At 66.7% G+C, this 16,751-nt stretch carries 17 protein-coding genes; 3 read left to right on the top strand and 14 right to left on the bottom strand.

The window, feature by feature from the left end:
• Window positions 1-200: 200 nt before the first annotated feature.
• The 10 genes from ACJH6H_RS26370 to ACJH6H_RS26325 form a co-directional block, all read right to left on the bottom strand.
• Window positions 201-485: a WXG100 family type VII secretion target gene (locus ACJH6H_RS26370; RefSeq protein WP_212807852.1), complete on the bottom strand. Its 285-nt coding sequence runs from the start codon at window positions 483-485 to the stop codon at window positions 201-203.
• Between the two features lie 45 nt (window positions 486-530).
• Window positions 531-836 carry a WXG100 family type VII secretion target gene (locus tag ACJH6H_RS26365; RefSeq protein WP_212807851.1) on the bottom strand — a complete coding sequence of 102 codons (306 nt, stop codon included), beginning with the start codon at window positions 834-836 and terminating at the stop codon, window positions 531-533.
• A 97-nt stretch (window positions 837-933) separates the two neighbouring features.
• Window positions 934-2,262: a PPE family protein gene (locus tag ACJH6H_RS26360; protein WP_212807850.1), complete on the bottom strand. Its 1,329-nt coding sequence runs from the start codon at window positions 2,260-2,262 to the stop codon at window positions 934-936.
• A 45-nt stretch (window positions 2,263-2,307) separates the two neighbouring features.
• Entirely contained in the window at window positions 2,308-2,604 is a 297-nt protein-coding gene (locus tag ACJH6H_RS26355; protein WP_212807849.1) for a PE family protein, read from the bottom strand.
• A gap of 172 nt (window positions 2,605-2,776) precedes the next feature.
• Window positions 2,777-4,522: a type VII secretion protein EccCb gene (gene eccCb / locus ACJH6H_RS26350; RefSeq protein WP_212807848.1), complete on the bottom strand. Its 1,746-nt coding sequence runs from the start codon at window positions 4,520-4,522 to the stop codon at window positions 2,777-2,779.
• Window positions 4,519-6,756: a type VII secretion protein EccCa gene (gene eccCa, locus ACJH6H_RS26345; protein ID WP_133425723.1), complete on the bottom strand. Its 2,238-nt coding sequence runs from the start codon at window positions 6,754-6,756 to the stop codon at window positions 4,519-4,521. Before eccCa ends, eccCb begins: the two co-directional genes overlap by 4 nt.
• A complete protein-coding gene (eccB, locus tag ACJH6H_RS26340) occupies window positions 6,753-8,228 on the bottom strand; it encodes a type VII secretion protein EccB (RefSeq protein ID WP_406776118.1) in 1,476 nt (491 codons plus the stop codon). The genes eccCa and eccB overlap by 4 nt, the downstream gene beginning before the upstream one ends.
• A gap of 3 nt (window positions 8,229-8,231) precedes the next feature.
• A complete protein-coding gene (eccA, locus tag ACJH6H_RS26335; protein ID WP_212807846.1) occupies window positions 8,232-9,953 on the bottom strand; it encodes a type VII secretion AAA-ATPase EccA in 1,722 nt (573 codons plus the stop codon).
• Window positions 9,946-10,464: a YbaB/EbfC family DNA-binding protein gene (locus ACJH6H_RS26330; protein WP_212807845.1), complete on the bottom strand. Its 519-nt coding sequence runs from the start codon at window positions 10,462-10,464 to the stop codon at window positions 9,946-9,948. The genes eccA and ACJH6H_RS26330 overlap by 8 nt, the downstream gene beginning before the upstream one ends.
• A gap of 2 nt (window positions 10,465-10,466) precedes the next feature.
• Window positions 10,467-11,327, bottom strand: a complete 861-nt coding sequence (locus ACJH6H_RS26325) for an ESX secretion-associated protein EspG (protein ID WP_212807844.1) — start codon at window positions 11,325-11,327, stop codon at window positions 10,467-10,469.
• 517 nt (window positions 11,328-11,844) lie between these two features.
• Between ACJH6H_RS26325 and ACJH6H_RS26320 the strand changes: the two genes are divergently transcribed.
• Complete coding sequence (locus ACJH6H_RS26320) at window positions 11,845-13,041, top strand: MinD/ParA family protein (RefSeq protein WP_212807843.1); 1,197 nt, start codon at window positions 11,845-11,847, stop codon at window positions 13,039-13,041.
• Window positions 13,042-13,053: 12 nt separating this feature from the next.
• On the opposite strand, the gene ACJH6H_RS26315 is transcribed toward ACJH6H_RS26320, so the two are convergent.
• Window positions 13,054-13,827, bottom strand: coding sequence for a transcriptional regulator (locus ACJH6H_RS26315; protein WP_371824502.1), 774 nt, complete (start codon window positions 13,825-13,827; stop codon window positions 13,054-13,056).
• Between the two features lie 351 nt (window positions 13,828-14,178).
• On the opposite strand from ACJH6H_RS26315, the gene ACJH6H_RS26310 reads away from it, so the two are divergent.
• Together ACJH6H_RS26310 and ACJH6H_RS26305 are read left to right on the top strand one after the other, a co-directional pair.
• Window positions 14,179-14,475: a WhiB family transcriptional regulator gene (locus ACJH6H_RS26310; RefSeq protein ID WP_212807842.1), complete on the top strand. Its 297-nt coding sequence runs from the start codon at window positions 14,179-14,181 to the stop codon at window positions 14,473-14,475.
• 79 nt (window positions 14,476-14,554) lie between these two features.
• Window positions 14,555-14,866, top strand: a complete 312-nt coding sequence (locus tag ACJH6H_RS26305) for a GNAT family N-acetyltransferase (RefSeq protein WP_212807841.1) — start codon at window positions 14,555-14,557, stop codon at window positions 14,864-14,866.
• 49 nt (window positions 14,867-14,915) lie between these two features.
• On the opposite strand, the gene ACJH6H_RS26300 is transcribed toward ACJH6H_RS26305, so the two are convergent.
• The 3 genes from ACJH6H_RS26300 to ACJH6H_RS26290 are packed head-to-tail and all read right to left on the bottom strand — an operon-like array spanning window position 14,916 to window position 16,736.
• Complete coding sequence (locus ACJH6H_RS26300; protein ID WP_212807840.1) at window positions 14,916-15,422, bottom strand: pyridoxamine 5'-phosphate oxidase family protein; 507 nt, start codon at window positions 15,420-15,422, stop codon at window positions 14,916-14,918.
• 34 nt (window positions 15,423-15,456) lie between these two features.
• Window positions 15,457-16,113 (bottom strand): enoyl-CoA hydratase-related protein, encoded by a 657-nt coding sequence (locus ACJH6H_RS26295; RefSeq protein ID WP_406776117.1) that lies wholly within the window; start codon window positions 16,111-16,113, stop codon window positions 15,457-15,459.
• Window positions 16,110-16,736, bottom strand: coding sequence for a TetR/AcrR family transcriptional regulator (locus tag ACJH6H_RS26290; RefSeq protein ID WP_226520272.1), 627 nt, complete (start codon window positions 16,734-16,736; stop codon window positions 16,110-16,112). The genes ACJH6H_RS26295 and ACJH6H_RS26290 overlap by 4 nt, the downstream gene beginning before the upstream one ends.
• Window positions 16,737-16,751: the final 15 nt, after the last annotated feature.

The raw sequence follows: 16,751 nt of genomic DNA, 5'->3' as shown, positions 1-16,751 counted from the left end.
TCATCATCGGAAGACCTCGACCCCTACCTAGGCAACGACGCGCCGACCACCTCTACACCCTCAACTGCGAAGAGCCGTCATAGTCGGCGGACATGAGTACCTCTCGATTGTGTGTGGATTACACCGGGAACGCACATGAGGTGGGCAGAGTCGACCCTACGCCGACCTGCCCACCTCCTGTGTTGCGTCGCGTGGATCGCCTAGCCGAACATTCCGGTGACGCCGTGCTCGGTCGACTGCATCTGGCCACCGGCCTCGCTGACGGCATGCCCGAGGCTCTGCAGCGCGTTGTTGAGCTCCATCGCGGTGTTGTCCCACCGCTGCTGGACGGCCTGGTAGGCCTCCGAACCCGAGCCGCCCCACACGGAAGCCAGCTTCGCCAACGAGGCCTTGCCCTCGTCCAGCAAGCCCTGTGTCGTGCTCACGGCGCCGGCCAAGTCGCCAGCGCTGCCCTCGATGCCGGCGAAATTCCAGTCCTGTGCCATTTGTCTTCTCCGCTTCTGAGTCGTTGTACGTAGTGGTTGGTCTGGCTAGATCTGCATCTGGCTCGACAGCGACGACCCGGCGTCGGCATCGGCCGCGGTGTACTGCACGCCGGCAGTCTGGATGTTGGTAGAGATGTCAGCCAGTTCCTTCAGCTGCTGCGTCATGGCCTCGTCGAAGCGAGTCAATGCAGCCTGGGCCGCCATGCCCGCCTCGGGTGTCTTCATGTGCGTCGCGAGCTGGCCTGCCACCGCGTCGACGTGGGTCTTGACGCCGGTCAGCTCGCCCGCGATGCGATCGAAGTTCGCTGCCTCTGAGGCGAGGACTTCGGCATCTGTATTCATGCTCGTCATGCTGGATCACCTTTTCTGTTTCCTGTGTCCTCACCACGGGAATGGCGAGTCCTTGCCGACCCCCCTGGGCCGGAAAGCCTGTGTGTTAAGCGACGACTCACCAGTCGTCGTCATCGTCGTCGAGGTCCTGTACCAGAACCCCGGGTGCCTTGAGGGCCTCCCTCGTCCCCCCGCCTTTCTCTGCTTTGCCGGCGGGACCCATTCCGGCCCCGGCACCGCCGGCACTGCTCACCGGCGCCTTTCCGGCGCCGGAAGAACCCGCTGCCGCGCCGGCCTCCAACGAAGCGGTCGAGGCGTTATCGACGCCACCGACCAGCGAGGCCATCAGCGGCGTCCGCGGGGCCGAACCGCCCATGCCCGGCAGTGACGCGGCGCGAACCAAGCCCGCACCCGATGTCGCGCCCGAACCACCCGCCAGCGGGTGATTGGAGAAGGGGCTGGCGCCCATGAGGCCGATCTGCGGCCCGTTGTTCTGTCCGAAGCTGCTTCCCAGCTGACTGAAAATCTGCGTCATCTGTTGCATCGGCTGGCTCAACTGCTGAACCGGCTGCGTGATGAGCTGGCCGAGCTGCTGCGGCAGCTGCGCGGCCTGCGAACCGACCTGCGAGACCACCTGCATCATCATTTGCGCGCCCTGCTGGCCTTTGTCCTGTTGCTCGCTGGCACGCTGCGCGGCCGATTCGGCCTTGGACGCCTGGCCCTGGGCCCGCTGTCCCGCGAAATTCGCCTGCGCCGCAGCATTTCCGACCATCAGCGCCGCGTCTTCGATTGCCGCCTGGCTGGCCACCTGCGAAATGACCAAATTGCGCGCCACTGCCTCGGATACCCCCATCGCGGTTCGCGCGACAATCGCCGCTTCCGTCGCCTCGCCGACTCCAGGTATCACGATGGGCTTTGGCGGCAGAATGGGTTCGAACAACGTGTTCATGGTGGTCTCGGCCTGATACGTCTCCATCACCGAGCCCGCCAACGCCCACATGCGCGCGTAGTCCGCCTCGTTGAAGCCGATGGGCACCGTATTGATACCCAGGAAATTCGTGGCCTCGAGTACACCGTGCGTGACGTGGTTCATCTCGATTTCCGGCAGCTGCGGAGTGGTGGCCAAGGCCAAGCTGTATGACTCCGCCTGTGCCAATGCCTGCATCGCGCGCTTCTGTGCCTGCACAGCAGTGGTGTGTAGCCACGTCACCATCGGCGTGGTTGCCGTGACGGCCCGTTCACTGCCCATGCCGGACCAGTTCGCGCTCAGCTCCGCCAAGCTGGCGGCAAGCTCCACCGCCTGCGTCTCCAGCGCAACGGCCAACGCTTCCCACCCTGCAGCTGCTTGCAGCATCGGCGCAGGGCCTGCACCGGCCATGAGTCGGCCGGTGTTCATCTCCGGCGGGAATGCTCCGTAGAACATCGCCGGCATGGCGGGAAGCCCCATGATGTGCTGTCCTCAGGCTCTTTGTGGGCTCGTCGTACGCGGTGGCTAGATCAGGGTCGCTGACGTAGCCACGTCGGTGGCCTCATACATGGCGCCCGCCTCGACGTACGCCGCGCCGGCACGCGCCAGCTCTTCCTGGGCGAAGGCGTTGATGCCCATGACCTCGACGCCTTCGACGGCGAATGCCATGGCGGCCTGCAGCGACACTTCGTCTGCACCGGCCGGGACCAGGGTGCTGGCCTCCGTCATGGTGGCGGTGCCGGTCGCAACGCCACGCGCTCCGTTGGCGACAACCTGCGTGCCGACGCCGATCGCGCCCTCTTCATGTTGCAAAGGCTGCATTTCTTTTCTCCTTACCAATTCAAGATCGCGGTATGGAATTGTGCGAACGGCACAGATAAGAATTGAAGATCCCCCACGGAACCCCCGTTCCCCCTAGGCCGATCAGCGGGCGTTTAGCGTTGCTGAACGTCTGAAACTGATACTACCGAGGGTTTTGGGGGGTCACCTACACTTATTCCGCCGGAGGATCAACATAGGCCGCCTGGATGACCTCCTTACCGTCCGGTGACACCAGAAGCGCCTGGCCAGGGGGCCTACGACGGAGTTTGAACTCGCTCGACGGGAACTCCGCTTTCTCGCCCGACAGGAACATCGTCGGCGTTCCGGCGCCATAAGCGGTACCGACGAACTTGTCCATCGTGGACCGGTGCGCCTGACTCATCTGACATGTCACGATGATGTGCAGACCGATATCGGCAGCGGCGGGCAATAGCGGCGCCAATGGCGCCATCGGCGACCCCATACCGCTGGCGGCGACGATCATGTGCCAGTCATCGACCAGCAGCACCACGTCCGGACCGCTCCACCACGACCGTGAGCGAAGCTGGGACGTCGTCAGGTCCGGTGGCGGCAGCCGCTTCTTCAGGTTCACCGCCAGCGCCTTGATGGACTCTTCCAGTGCAGCGATGTTGCGGTTGATGGCACCAGCCGCGAGCAGGTGTGTCTCGGGCACCGCGTCGAGCAGGCCAGACCGGAAGTCGGCGAGCATGAACCGCACCTGATCGGGGCTGTTGCGCTTGCAGATCGCCTCCGCCACTGCGTGCGCAATGGTGGTCTTGCCCGACTTCGGCGCACCGAAGATGAGCTGGTGCGGCGTGTTGTACATGTGGTTGTACGCCACCGAGAGGTCGGATTCGCGCACGCCCACCGGCACCGTCCACCGGGTGCGGTAGTCGTTCTCCGGTCCGGGCGGATTCGGGTCGAGTTCGTGCAGGTAGATGCGCTCGGGCAGCACGCGCACGCGCGGTGCCATGTCGGTGTGCAGCGACGCGATGTGGTCGACGGCAGCGGTGATGGCCGGCACGAGGTCGGCTGCGCTGTGCACCCCGTCCATCCGGGGCACGCCGATCATCAGGTGGTGCTTCTCCATCGACACCGCCCGGCCGGGGCGGTTCGCCGGAATCTCGCGGGTGATGCGGTCGATCTGCGTCTCGTTGACGTCACCGAGGCGGAATTCGACCTTCGTGCCCAGGTAGTCACGGACACGGGATTTCAGTTCCGTCCAGCGCGGCGTCGAGATGATGACGTGCACTCCGAACGCCAGGCCCTGACCGGCAAGGTCCTGGACCACGGGCTCCAGGTCCGGGAACTCACCGATGAAGGCCGGCCAGCCGTCGATGATCAGGTAGACGTCACCGAACGGATCCTGCGACGCAGGGTGATTCGGATCTTCACGCAACTGCCGGTAACTGGCAATCGACCCGATACGGAGCTCTTTGAAAGTCAATTCACGTTGCCGCAGAACGGCTTTCATTTCCGCGACGACACGCTGTACTCGGTCCGGTTCGGAACGGGTGGCGACGCCACCGACGTGCGGCAGATCCTCGAGGTACATGAGGCCACCACCACCGAGGTCGACGCAGTAGAACTGCACCTGTCTGGGGGAGTGGGTCGCGGCCGCCGACAGCACCAGTGTCTGCAGGAACGTCGACTTCCCGGTCTGCGGCGCTCCGCCGACCGCGATATTGCCACCGGCCGCCGACGTGTCGATGCCCCACACTTCCTGCTTGTGGCGACGCGGTTCGTCCATGATGCCCAGACCGAAGCGCAGCGGGGCCCGCTGGTCGCGCTCCACCAGCTCGTTGACCGGCATCGGATCCAGCAGCGGCGGCAGCCACATCTTGTACGCCCGGCTCTCGCCGGTCGTCAGCTGGTTCAGCACCACTTCGCGCAACGCGCGCTGTTCGGTGTTCGTCATCGTCCGACTCCCGAATCTGCCATCGGCGCAGCGGTGAACGGCCGAATCCGGAAGTTGTTCTGCGCCACCACTCGTGGCGCGTCGTCACCTTCGTCGTTCTCCGCCGCCGTCGGCACATAGGTGCCGCCGGTGTAGATGCTCTTGAACTTGACCGGATCCTCCATACCGACACGGAGGAAGCCGACGCCGCTCTCCTTGTTGGTGATGTACTGCGCCTCGGGCGTACCGATCACCGCCTTGGATTCGGCGGAGCTCGTGGTACGCAACGCGATTCGGTACGTCAGGTTCGGCTCCAGTTTGTCGATGCGGGCGCCACCGGTGTTCAGTGACTGCGTCGCCAACAGCAGGTGCACACGCAGCGACCGGCCCACGCGACAGATACGGTCGAACAACGCGATGAAGTCCGGGTGGTTCTGCAGCAACTCCGCGAACTCGTCGACGACGACGAAAAGCGTTGGTAGCGGCGGCAGATCGGCCCCACGCTCGCGGTACTTCTCGTACTCGGCGACGCCCGACAGCGCACCGGCCGCGCCGACCTGCATACCGGCCTGACGCAGGATGTTCTGCCGGCGGTCCAGCTCACCGGTGAGCACCTCACCCATACGGCCGACGAGTTCGGCTTCCTCTTCCATGTTGGTGACGACAGCCGCGGTGTGCGGCAGCTTCTCCATACCCAGGAATGTCGAACCGCCCTTGAAGTCGGTCAGCAGCAGGTTGATCTGATCCGGATGATGCGTCGCCACCAGTGAAAGGATCAGGGTACGAAGGAATTCCGACTTACCGGAACCCGTCGTACCGATCAGCATGCCGTGCGGACCGGCACCGAATTCGGCGCCCTCCTTGATGTCGAGATACATGATCTCGCCATTCTTGAGCTGGTGGCCGAACGGGATGCGCAACCGGTCCTGATCCGTATCCGAGTACATCCGCCACCGCCGCGGCGTCACCTCCTCGACCGAGCGCGCGCCGACCAGGTGGTGCCACTCGCTCGACACCTTCTTCTGTACGCGGGTGCCCTTGTCGATGATCGTGCCGGTGATGGACCAGCCCGCGAGCTTGCGCGCCAACCGGCCGGCCGACGTCGGGGTCACCGAGTCGGTCACGGTGGTCACCTCACGCCATGGCTGGGACGCCGTGCGGTCCTCGCACGAGCCGTCGGGATTGACCTTGATGCGATAGCCCGACCGGTGGTTGCCCTTGGTGATGACGGTGACGCCGGCGCGACCGTCGACCGGGAAGCCGGCCTTGCCGCCCGTCAGATCGACCACCAGAACATATGGGCCCGACGGGGGCGCGTCGGCACTGTGCGGACCGCGCGCCGTCAGGTCCGCCAGCCCGTCCGGCTTGGTGAACACCAGGCGCCTGGGCCCGGCGTCGTCGAACTCGGTCTGGCTCTGCACGTGGGGCAGCCACTTGAGCCACGCCCAGTCGGGATCGTCGAGATCGTCCATCAGGACCCGGATCTGCAGCAGGTCCGGCGGATGGAAGACCGCCAGGTGGCAGATCATGGCGGCGAGCAGACCCCGCGACCCTTCCGGATCACCACCGATGGCGATGGTCGGGTAGCTCTTGAGGATCACCAGCTTCGGGCAGTCGTGCACTAGACCGTGGGTGCGCAGGAACTTGGTCACCCACATGTGGCTGACCGGCTCCAGATGAGCCTGCGGTGCGGCCATCGGGCCCGCGAGGTCCGACCCGATGTTCGGCTTGAGCAACCGGTCGACCGCCGCCTGGGCGCCGATGCCGATGCGGGCACCCATGAAGAAGTCGGCGTTGTTGCCGCTGACACTGCGCGACCACTGCCGCTGCGTGCCCACGATGGACAGCAGGTCCTCGGGATGCGGTGCGTGGTAGCTGAAGAACGTCACCTGCGCGTCGGCCGACGACGTGACGCGGGTCCGCAGGCCGGCCAGGTACCGCAGATACTCCTTGCGGTCCTCGTTGATCTCCGGCACCTTCTTGCCGCCGCCACCGCCGCTGGCCATGTAGCCGACAGTGCCCATGATCATCATCAGCGGCATCATCAGCATGTACGGCGACAGCTGACGGACGCCGGTGAAGATCATGATCGCGATCATTCCGAGCATGCCGCCGCCCATGACGTACGGCATCGCCTTCTGCATGCCCGACGCGGGGATCTCAATGCCCAGGTCGTCGGGCGGCGTCACGTTGATCTCACCCGGGGTCAGGCGCGGACCGCGCTTCATCGACGGGGTGAACTTCTTGGTCGTCATGACGCACCTCCCGGATGCGGCGGCGCCGCGGCCTCGTTGCTGCCGCCCACCTTCCGCGGTTTCGGATCAGCCGGCAGCGTGTCGTGTTCGAGCAACGCCGCCTCCTTCGACAGGACCGGGCCTTCCATCAGCAGACCGACCACCTGCCACGGTGCCGTGGTGGCGCCGCTGAGGCCGAGGGCCTTCCCAGTGTCGTCGTTGGCTATCCCGTATCGGACGCCCTGGGCGTCGACGTAGTACTGGGCCTCGCCGTACCGCGGGTCTGGCGACTGCAGCCGGATGAACTGACCGCCGTCGATGTAGACGGTGGCGTCACCGCTGATCTGCTTGATGCCGTTGCCCATCGAGCTCGGCGAGATCGGCAGGTGCCGACCGACGATCACCGTGGTCTTGGCACCCTGGTCACCGGCTTCGCGCTGCCACGCCCAGCACACCGTCGGATCGTCCTGCGGCAGCAGCATGGTCATGGGCTTCGCCGGCAGCGGTGACGTATAGGTCTGCTCGGGGATTTTGGCGACGACGCTGGATTCCACCGACGGCGGCGAGATCAGCCCGTACGAGTTCGTGGCGCGCAGCGCGGCCGCCGTGGTGTCGTTGACCTTCGCGACGCCGTCCGGCAGCACCACGTACTGCTGCTTGCTGTTGTCGGTGACGGTCTGGAACACCGTGCCGTTCACCAGGTTCGGCGGCAGGCCGACGGTGTTGGGCGCGCCCGCGGCCGGGATCGGGGCCAGGGCCCAGGGGCCGACGTTCGGCAGCGCGTTGAACAGGCCGGACGAGATGGGCGCCGACTTCGAACCGACCGGAATTCCCACGGCAGAGGTCAGCGCGCGGTCGGCCAGGTCGATCGAATGCCGTCCGTCCTTGGTGATGAGCCAGGTCTTGTCCTGGTACTTGACCAGCACGCCCTGATCTGGCCGGATGGGGCCGACGCCGCCGCCCAGAACGACGGGTTCGACGAGCACCGAGGTCTCGACGGTCGGGGTGACGCTCTCGGGCTTGGTGACGGTGTCGCACACCGACCAGGTGCCCGACGTGCCGTTCACCGGCGTCGCGTAGGGCGCACCGGGGATGCCGATGGGTTGGCCCTTCGGCATCTTGGACAGTTCCGCAGGCTTGACGACCTGCGGCTCACCGGTGTGGCCGAGAACCAGCCGCGCCGACGTCAGGTTGTAGACCGGACGGATCTGCCCCGAGCCCCCGGGCATCACCACATACAGCTGGTTCGTGCTGCGGTCGACGAGCAGCGAGTCCCCGCCGCGCTTACCTTGCGGTTTGAAGTACGCCAGCATCGCCGCACCGAGACAGACAATGACCGCGACGACGATGCCTGCGGACACCGACCGGCTGTAGAACTGCAGCGGGTCGTCGAACATCCGGGTGTCGCGCCGCACGATGGCGTGCTCGACGCGGCGGAGCAGGAAGCGCCAGCCGCTGACCTGAACCTTGGTGGTGAGCCGGAAATCAGCCATCGGTTATTCGCCGATACTCAGGCGCCGATGCACCCCGCTGATCGCGGAAGCCATGTCGTCGCCGGTGATCTCGCCGAGCGCTTCGACGCTCAGGCTCTCGATGTCCATCGAGCGGGCGAGGCGCATGTCGCGGGCCTGCTCACCGGCCTCGACCAGCTGGCGCGCATAGCGGCCGTTACCCGCGATGTCGATGGCCGGCTTGCCGTTCAGCTCGTGCTGGTACAGCGTGGTCGCCGCTTCCAGCACCTGCTTGGCCGCTTCGTCGTTGATCAGCGAATCATTGCTCTTGGCAATGACTTTCGCGATTTCGACGATCTCCTCGGGGGAGTAGGACTCGAACTCGATACGGGTGGCGAAGCGGGAGCGGAGACCGTCGTTGGCTTCCAGCAGCCGGTCGATGTCCGAGCTGTAGCCCGCGATGATGACGACCAGCCGGTCGCGGTCGTTCTCCATACGGGCCAGCAGGGTGTCGATGGCTTCCGAGCCGAAGGCGTCACCGCCCTGCAGTCCGTCCTGGATCAGCGTGTAGGCCTCGTCGATGAACAGCACGCCGCCAAGGGCCCGGTCGATGACCTTGGACGTCTTCACGGCGGTATGGCCGAGGTACTCGCCGACGAAGTCCTTGCGGGACGTCTCGATGAGCTTGGGCTCGGCGATGACCCCGAGACCGGCGAGGATGTTGGCGACCACGCGCGCGATGGTCGTCTTGCCGGTTCCCGGCGGTCCGGTGAAGATCATGTGCTTGGACTGCTGCGCGACCTTCATGCCACGCGCGGCCCGGATCTTCGCCATTTGCGTTGCGGCGCGGTAGGTCTCGATCTGCTCCTTGACCTTGGCCAGGCCGATCTGCCGGTCGAGTTCGGCCTGCGCGTCACTGAGCATCTTGTCGCGCGCCGAGGTGTCGGCCACGACGCTGTTCGGATCCCACTTGTCCGACCGAGCGGCGATCTTCTCTGTCGTGGTGGTCTGCAGCCGGTAGTTCGGATCGCGAAGCGCCTCAGCGACTTTCGGCTCGGGGAAGTTGGCCTGCAGCCATTCCAGCAGGCGACGGGCACCCTCTTCGTTGCCCTGCTCGCGGAACGTCATTGCCAGGTACCACGCGATGGGCCGGCCGCACGCCGTTCCGGCCGGCGATTCATTGGCTTCGGTCAGCTTGTCCTTGGCCTCGGTGAACAGGCCGAGGTTGGCTGCCGCGACGCCACGGGCCACGCCGGCGGCACCGGCCAGGAAGGCGTCCGGCCAGCTCTCCGAACCCCGGAGCACCTCCATGACATCGGTCCAGCGCTGACCGCCGGTGTAGATGACGGCCTTTACCCACGCCACCAAATGCTCCGAACCGCCGACCGCCGCGCCCTCCACGGCTTCCAGCGCGTCGGCGTAATTGCCCTCGGCCGCCTCGTTGACGGCGAACGCCAGCGTCAGCGCGAGGGGCGAGTTCACGGGATAGGTGATGTCGCCGAGCTCGCCGCCGATACGCACCCGGGCGTTGACCTGCGCCAGCGACACCTCGGCCTGGCCGGCGAGCATGCCGAGGTTGCCGCGTGAGTACCAAGCGCGGAACAACGTGGTCCGATCGGTGTCGCCGCAGCGAATGCGCCCGATCCAGGCGTCACACGCAGTCTCGTCGACAGACGTGATCTCACTGAACAGCTGCATCGAACGCGCCGGTGCGGTGTCCAGCATGCCGACGGCGTTGTTGAACATGGCGGCGAGTTGGTCACTCATTGGCGTCTACTTCCCCTGAATATCTGGTGGCAAAGATCTGGGCACGCGTCGCGGCGGCCTCTTCCGGCGACGGCAGGTCGAGACTGCGCGACAGGAAATCCTTCGCCTCTGCGCGGTCGTGACCCAGTTCCCGCAGTCCCGAGTACATGACGTCGTATTGCGCCGACCTGCCGTCCTGGCGAGCGAGTCCGGCGATGACGAGGATCTCGTCCGCCAGTTCGACTTCCGTCATGTTGGTGACGCCCGGAGCGAGTCGGATGCGGTGGATCCGGCCGTCCATGAGGGCCGTGACGGTCACCGTCTGCGGCGGGTTGGTGACCGTGTACCCGAACGGGACAGGCGCGTCATCGGCGGACGGCGCATCGTCCTCGATGACCCCGGCGTCGGGAGGGACGACGTCGTCGTCGGCGTAGAGGTAGTCGAGTGCGCCGCCGAGATCATCGTCCGAGCCGTCGTCCGGATCGTCGCCCGACGGCTCGTCATCGAACCCGTCATCATGGTGGGCCGCCAACGTCAGTCCTGGTAATCGTCGCCGGCGGCGCCCGCCGAGGCCGTGTCGAACCAGGACCGCGACGGCAGGAACTCCAACAGCCCTTGCAGGGCGCGTTCGAGGTTCTCGTCGGTGCCCGCCAGGAAGCTGCCGTACAGCTCCCCGCTGACCTTGCGCGGCAGGGACACGATGCGGCCCAGCCGGGAGTCGAGAACGCCGGCGGCCACGTCGGCCTCACTGTGCGTACCGCCCTCGTGCCGCTCGTTGGCGGTGAGCTCGACCCATGAGTCGGGATTGGCGATGAGTTCGGAATAGGTCCGCGCCGAGCTCAGGCTGATGCCGAACTGGGTGAGCTGGTCGGGGGTGCGGGCGTCACTGAGCCGGCTGGTCGACGCGGTCAGAGGCTCGACGTTGGCGGGGTTGGCGGAGCCGAGCACGGCATTCACCATGCCGGCCAGGCCCACCTGCGGGGCGACCCGCTGGATGACGATCATCTCGCCGTCGCGGGCCGCGACGACATGGCGTTCGCCCTTGCGACAGACCACGAACCGCAGCATCTTCCCGCCGACGTCGCGGCGCCACCAGCGGCCCTCGATGGTGCGGTCGGCGCGGCTGAGGGTGTCGACCATCGCGGCGACTTCCGGATGCGGGTTCCCGTAGATGTCGAGGACGCCCTGCGCCGTCAGATCCCGCCGCACCTGTTCCCAGACCCGGTCCCGAAGGTCCAGCTGGGGAATGTTCGGCCGGATGCCGAGGCTTATCGGGAAATCCATGAGCTCGAGCTTGTCGGCGATGACCAGCATGCCGTCGATGGTGACCTCGACCGCGATGACGTCGTCGATGCCGCCCGAGGCGGTGCTGGCCGCGGTGTACGGGCCGGTCACGACAACCGTCCCGGCGCCATAGCCGACCCAGACGTCCCGGCATCACGCCCGGCGCATGTGTCCACCCGCTGCATCTCGCTCCACCCCCTGTTCCCGGCGCCAGGCGCCGGGCATCGCTGTCCTCCGTGACCATCTTGGTACGCCACCTGACGGACGGCAGGCCGATGGCCAAACTCCTACGCGAGTCACGGCATCTGACCTGCGCGGGCGGCCCCACACCACCCCCACAGCGCTTCCCCACAACCCGCATCGAGCCTACCAGCGGGTCCGCCGCCGGATCCGCACCAATTCACCGACGGCGCGCACTCAGTCGACGCGGTCGACACGCAGCGAAAAACGTTGGTGGACAACCCAATCAGCAGCACCGCAGCCAAGGGGCCCAGACCGTCGGCCGAACGGGCGCCGACGAAATTGGGCCCAGCCATCCCGCCGGCGGCGCCGGCGTGGTCGATACTGGGATGGCATCTGCGTCTTGGCACCTGCGTCGAGCGAACCGAGGAGAGAAAGCGCGTATTCGGTGACTGACCACTTCGAACCGCAGCACAACCCCCCGGAAAGCGCTTTCGCCGGCCATCCCGTGAACACGCCGCCGGCCTGGCCACGGGTAAATCCGGCCGGCAACACCGGCATGCAGCACACCGAACCGCTGCAGCGCAGGACCGGCTACCCACCGCAGCCCGGTCCCGTACCGCCGGGTCCGATGCAGCCGGGACCGCACCCGCACCAACCCTGGCCGCACGGTCCTCAGGGTCAGTTCACGCCACCCGGGTCGTACGCCGACGCCATCCGCCGCGACGACCTGCTCCGGACCCGCAAGCCCGAGCCCGGTCGCGGCTGGCGCAAGACGCTGTTCAAGGCGACGTTCGGGCTGGTAAACCTCGGTCCGTCACCCGACGAGATCCAGGAAGCACAGCAGATCAACCGGATCCGGTCGGCGCTGTCGGGTCACTACAAGGTCGGCGTGATGGGCAAGGGCGGCGTCGGCAAGACGACGGTGTCGGCCTCGATCGGGTCGCTGTTCGCCGAGCTCCGGCAGGACGATCGGGTAGTGGCCGTCGATGCCGACACCGCGTTCGGCAAGCTCGGCAGTCGCGTCGACCCCAAGGCCCTGAGCTCGTACTGGGAGTTGGCGTCCGACCAGCACCTGGAGAGTTTCGCCGACATCCGCAACCGGGTCGGCAGCAATGCCGCCGGGCTGTTCGTGCTGGCCGGTGAGGCGAGCCCGGCCCGCCGCCGGGTGCTGGATCCCGCCGTCTACCGCGAGGCCGCCTCGCGGCTGGACCGCCATTTCACCATCTCGATCATCGACTGCAGCTCCACGATGGACAGCCCTGTCACGCAGGAGGTGCTGCGGGATCTGGATGCGCTCATCGTGGTGTCGTCGCCCTGGGTCGACGGTGCCGGCGCGGCCGGGCAGACGCTCGACTGGCTGGCGGCACACGGCCTCAATGGTCTCCTGCAGCGAACTGTGGTGGTACTCAACGATTCCGACGGCCACGCCGACAAACGCACCCGCTCGGTCCTGGCCCAGCAGTTCGCCGGGCAGGGGCAGGCCGTCGTCGAGGTACCGTTCGATGCGCACCTGCGGCCGGGCGGCGTCATCGCCGGCACCCGGGAAATGGCGCCGGCGACGCGGCGCAAATTCATCGAGATCGCAGCCGCGCTGGCGGCGAACTTCCCGACCGGTGACGATCGGCACCGCGACCGTTCCTGACGCTCGCGGCGGCTACACCAGCTGCACGAGCAGCTTTTCGACCAGCTCTTTGTCGTGGTCCGACACCGCCGCTTCGGCCTCGGCACCGACCACGACGGACTCGGGAACCCCGGCGGCCAGGGCCGTCTCCTGAATGGTCAGGTTGGCACTGCGGCGCGCTGCATACAGCCGCTGCCCGAGCGTCGCGGTGGGCGCTTTCGCGCCGAGCAACGTCAGTTCGTCGATGCGGGCGCGCACCAGTCCCAACGCCTTGATCAGCGGCGGCGACACCGGGCCGAGCCGGGCGGCGCTGGCGGCGACGGCCTCGAGTTGCCGCAGGTCGGACAGAATCTGCGTGACCCACGGCGTGAATTCAGAATCCTCGATCGCCGGCAGGGCGTCGGCCGTGGCTCCCAACGTGTTCACCGCGGCGACGACGGCCTGCGCGATCAGCGGAACCTCGCCCGCGTTGGTCAACGGCGGGGCTGGGGCAGCTTGTGCCTGAGGCGCCAACGGCACCTGCGTCGTCGGGACCGGCTCGCCGCTGCGGATCCGGGCGATGGTTCCCGGCGGCCACTGCAACACCTCTTCGAGACGCAGGCGCGTTCGTTCCCGCGGCCAGCTGCGGCCCTTTTCGAATGAGATCAGCGCTCCGGCGTTGATGATGCCGTCGGCCGCAAGGCTGCGCTGGCTGATGTCCAACTCGCGCCGCCGGGCGGCGGCGGCCGCACCGGCGCGCTCCATTCCGGGGTCGACTGCGGGCAGGGCGATGTATTCGGTGACGTCATCGGGATCGATGTTCGGCACCCGATGTCACCTCCCATCCCTTGCGGCCCGCGCTCAACACGAAATCCGGAGCACCGTCGGCAGTCCGATACAGCTTAACCCGTTCGGCCCCGCATAACTATTGCGTTAACGGTCACTGAACCGTATCGGTCTCGCGCCAAGCGCTTCAGTTAGACCGTACACCCTCCCCAAAGCACGACTTTCACCAATGTTATTCCGGACCATTCGGATGATTTTTGAGCCCTCGCAGCGCGCTGACCTGCGGATATATCTAACGCTACGGTTTAACTGTTGCATTACTGCAGTCTGGTGCTATAGATTCTTCCCAACCGCGACGGAACAGTCGCAGCGCAACAACAAAGGAGTACTCCGATGACCGCAATTGCCATGGACGGCCTGCCGCTCGGTGAGTGCACCCGGAGCCCGGAGCAGTGGACGACGATCGCCAGCGACGAGGCCAAGGCCCTCTGCCGCCAGTGCCCGCGCCGCTGGGCCTGCGCGCGTGACGCCGTCGAACTGCCCCGCGCCGAAGGCCTCTGGGCCGGCATCGTCATCCCGGCCGAGGAGGGTCGCGGCCGGACGTTCGCGATGAAGCAGCTGCGGTCCCTGGCCGAAGCCAACGGCTACCCGGTCCGCCGCCAGCGCCGCATCTTCCTCGAAGTCGCGTAGTACCCGCTTGCCCACGCTGCCGTTTGAGGGGGCGGCAGCGCGGGCGGCGGTTCTACGCAAGAGGGTTACCGTGGGTTCTATGGCCACTGCGAGCACGACCGACAAGACCGGAGCGCCGACCACAGTCACCGCCGAAGCCGGACGATTCACCATCGCCGTCGAAGGCAAGACGGTCGGGCTGATCGATTACATCGACCGGGGTGGCCGACGAATCTTCCCGCACACCGAAGTTCAGCCCGAGTACGGCGGCCGCGGGCTGGCGACGATCCTCGTCGCCGAGGCGTTGGACGCCACCCGTGCCGCAGGGTTACGCATCGTGCCGCAATGCTCGATGGTCAGCGGGTACATCGCCAAGCATCCCGAGTACGCGCCGCTGGTCGACCGGGCCTGAGTGGTTTGGGCGCGCTCCGTATCGGAGAGTGATACGGGGCGCGCCGAGATCACTGCTGGTTCAGGTACTGCGCGGTCGAGCCGCTGATCGGCATGTCGGGCATGCCGAGTTTGCGGTGGTCCCAGCTGCGCATGCGGCTCGGCACGACCCGGACCGCGACGCGGTTGTTCATCATCTGATCGACGAACGGGCGCATCTCGTCGGTGTAGGGGCCGGTGTACCGCTCCCACACACTGATGCCGACGCGCAGACAGGTGTCGGGATCCTCGACGATCTCGGCGGTCCCGTCGATCGACACACCTCGCAGGGTGCCGTAGGTGTCACCATCCTCGATCATCACGGTGATGGTCGGATCCCGACGCAGGTTGACCGCCTTCTGCGACTTGGCCTTGGTCTCGAACCAGATTTCGCCGTCGAGCACGGCGTACCACATGGCCACCAGGTGCGGCCGGCCGTCGGCCAGGACGGTGGCCATGGTCGCGGTCCGGCTGCGATCGATGAACTCGACGATTTCGTCGTCGGTCATGACGATCTTCTTGCGCTCGTTCTGTCCCACGCTCTTATGCCTATCAGGCCGCACCTGGGGGCGGTTACCCGGCCTGCAGCGCCGCGATCGCCGGGCCGAACATCGTCGCCTTGATGGCGGCCATGGTCTGGGAATCCTTGCCCGCCACCGGAATCACGAGCTCCACCGCGGCGGGGACGACCGCGTCCTCGGCCGCGGAGACCTCCACCAGTCCGTACTTGGCGGCGTCGTCACCGCCGAAGCGCCGGCCGGTCGTCATCGACGCGATGGCCGCCTGCGGCGTCAGCTTGGCCTGGATCAGTGCGGCCATGCCCGGGGTGAAGGGAATCCGGATGTCGACCTCGGGGAAACAGAAGAAACCGCGGTCGGAGCGCATGGTCCGGTAGTCGTGCGCCATCGCCAGCATGGCGCCGGCGCCGAAGGCGTGCCCGTTGACCGCGGCGGCCGTCGGGATCGGCAGGGTCAGCACGCGGGCGAACAGCGCGTGGACCCGCCCGACGTACGACTGCATCTGGTCGCCGTGCGCCATCAGCCAGTCGAGATCCAGCCCGTTGGAGTAGAACTTCCCGGCGCCTGTCGTGACCAGAGCCTGAGCGCCACCCGCGACGAGATCGTCGATGGCGCTGTTGATGTCGTCGAGGAAACCGAGCGAAAAACGGTTCTCGTCGTCGCCGAGGTTCAGGATGGCGATCTTGTCCTGGTAGGTGACGGTGATGGTCATGGTTGCTTCCTGTTGGTTGGGGTGGGTTCGGCGGCAAGGACGGCACGCACGGCTGCGGTGAGCCGATCACGCGCCCAGCTGTTGCTGATCCTGTTGCGGGACAGGATGATTGCGGTCGGCAGGTCGACGATGCAGACCGTGATGGCATCGACCGCCGCGCCGTCGCGCCGGTCCCATAGATGCGACGACAGCCGCACCATCAGGTCGATCAGCTGACGGTCGAGGTCTTTGAGTTCGGCCGCCAGGGACGCCGGCAGGTCGGGGCCCAGCAACTGGTCGCGCTGCACCCGCCATACCAGTTCTGCCGACTGCCGCCGGCGTTCGTAGAACACCGCGGGCGCCTGCGCGGCGGCGACGACGGCGTCCACGGGGTCGGCTGCGGTGTCAGCCAGCGCGGCGTCGACCAATTCCGTTTGCACGTCGAGGAATCGGCGCGCGGCCCGCAGCCACGTGCGGGCGACGAGCTCGGTTCGCGAGCCGAAGTTGTGATAGATCGCGCCGTTGGAGACACCGGCCGCGGCGGCCACCGAACGGGTGGTGACACCGGCCGGCCCCGCCTCGACCGCCAGCGATTCGGCGGCGTCGAGCACCGAATCGAGGTCATGGACACGGGGCCGGGGCACCGGCACACTGTAACA

Source organism: Mycobacterium sp. SMC-21 (assembly GCF_045310825.1).
Lineage (GTDB): Bacteria > Actinomycetota > Actinomycetes > Mycobacteriales > Mycobacteriaceae > Mycobacterium.
Note: the sequence above shows the minus strand (reverse complement) of the source record. Positions and strands in the feature narration are given on the sequence as shown.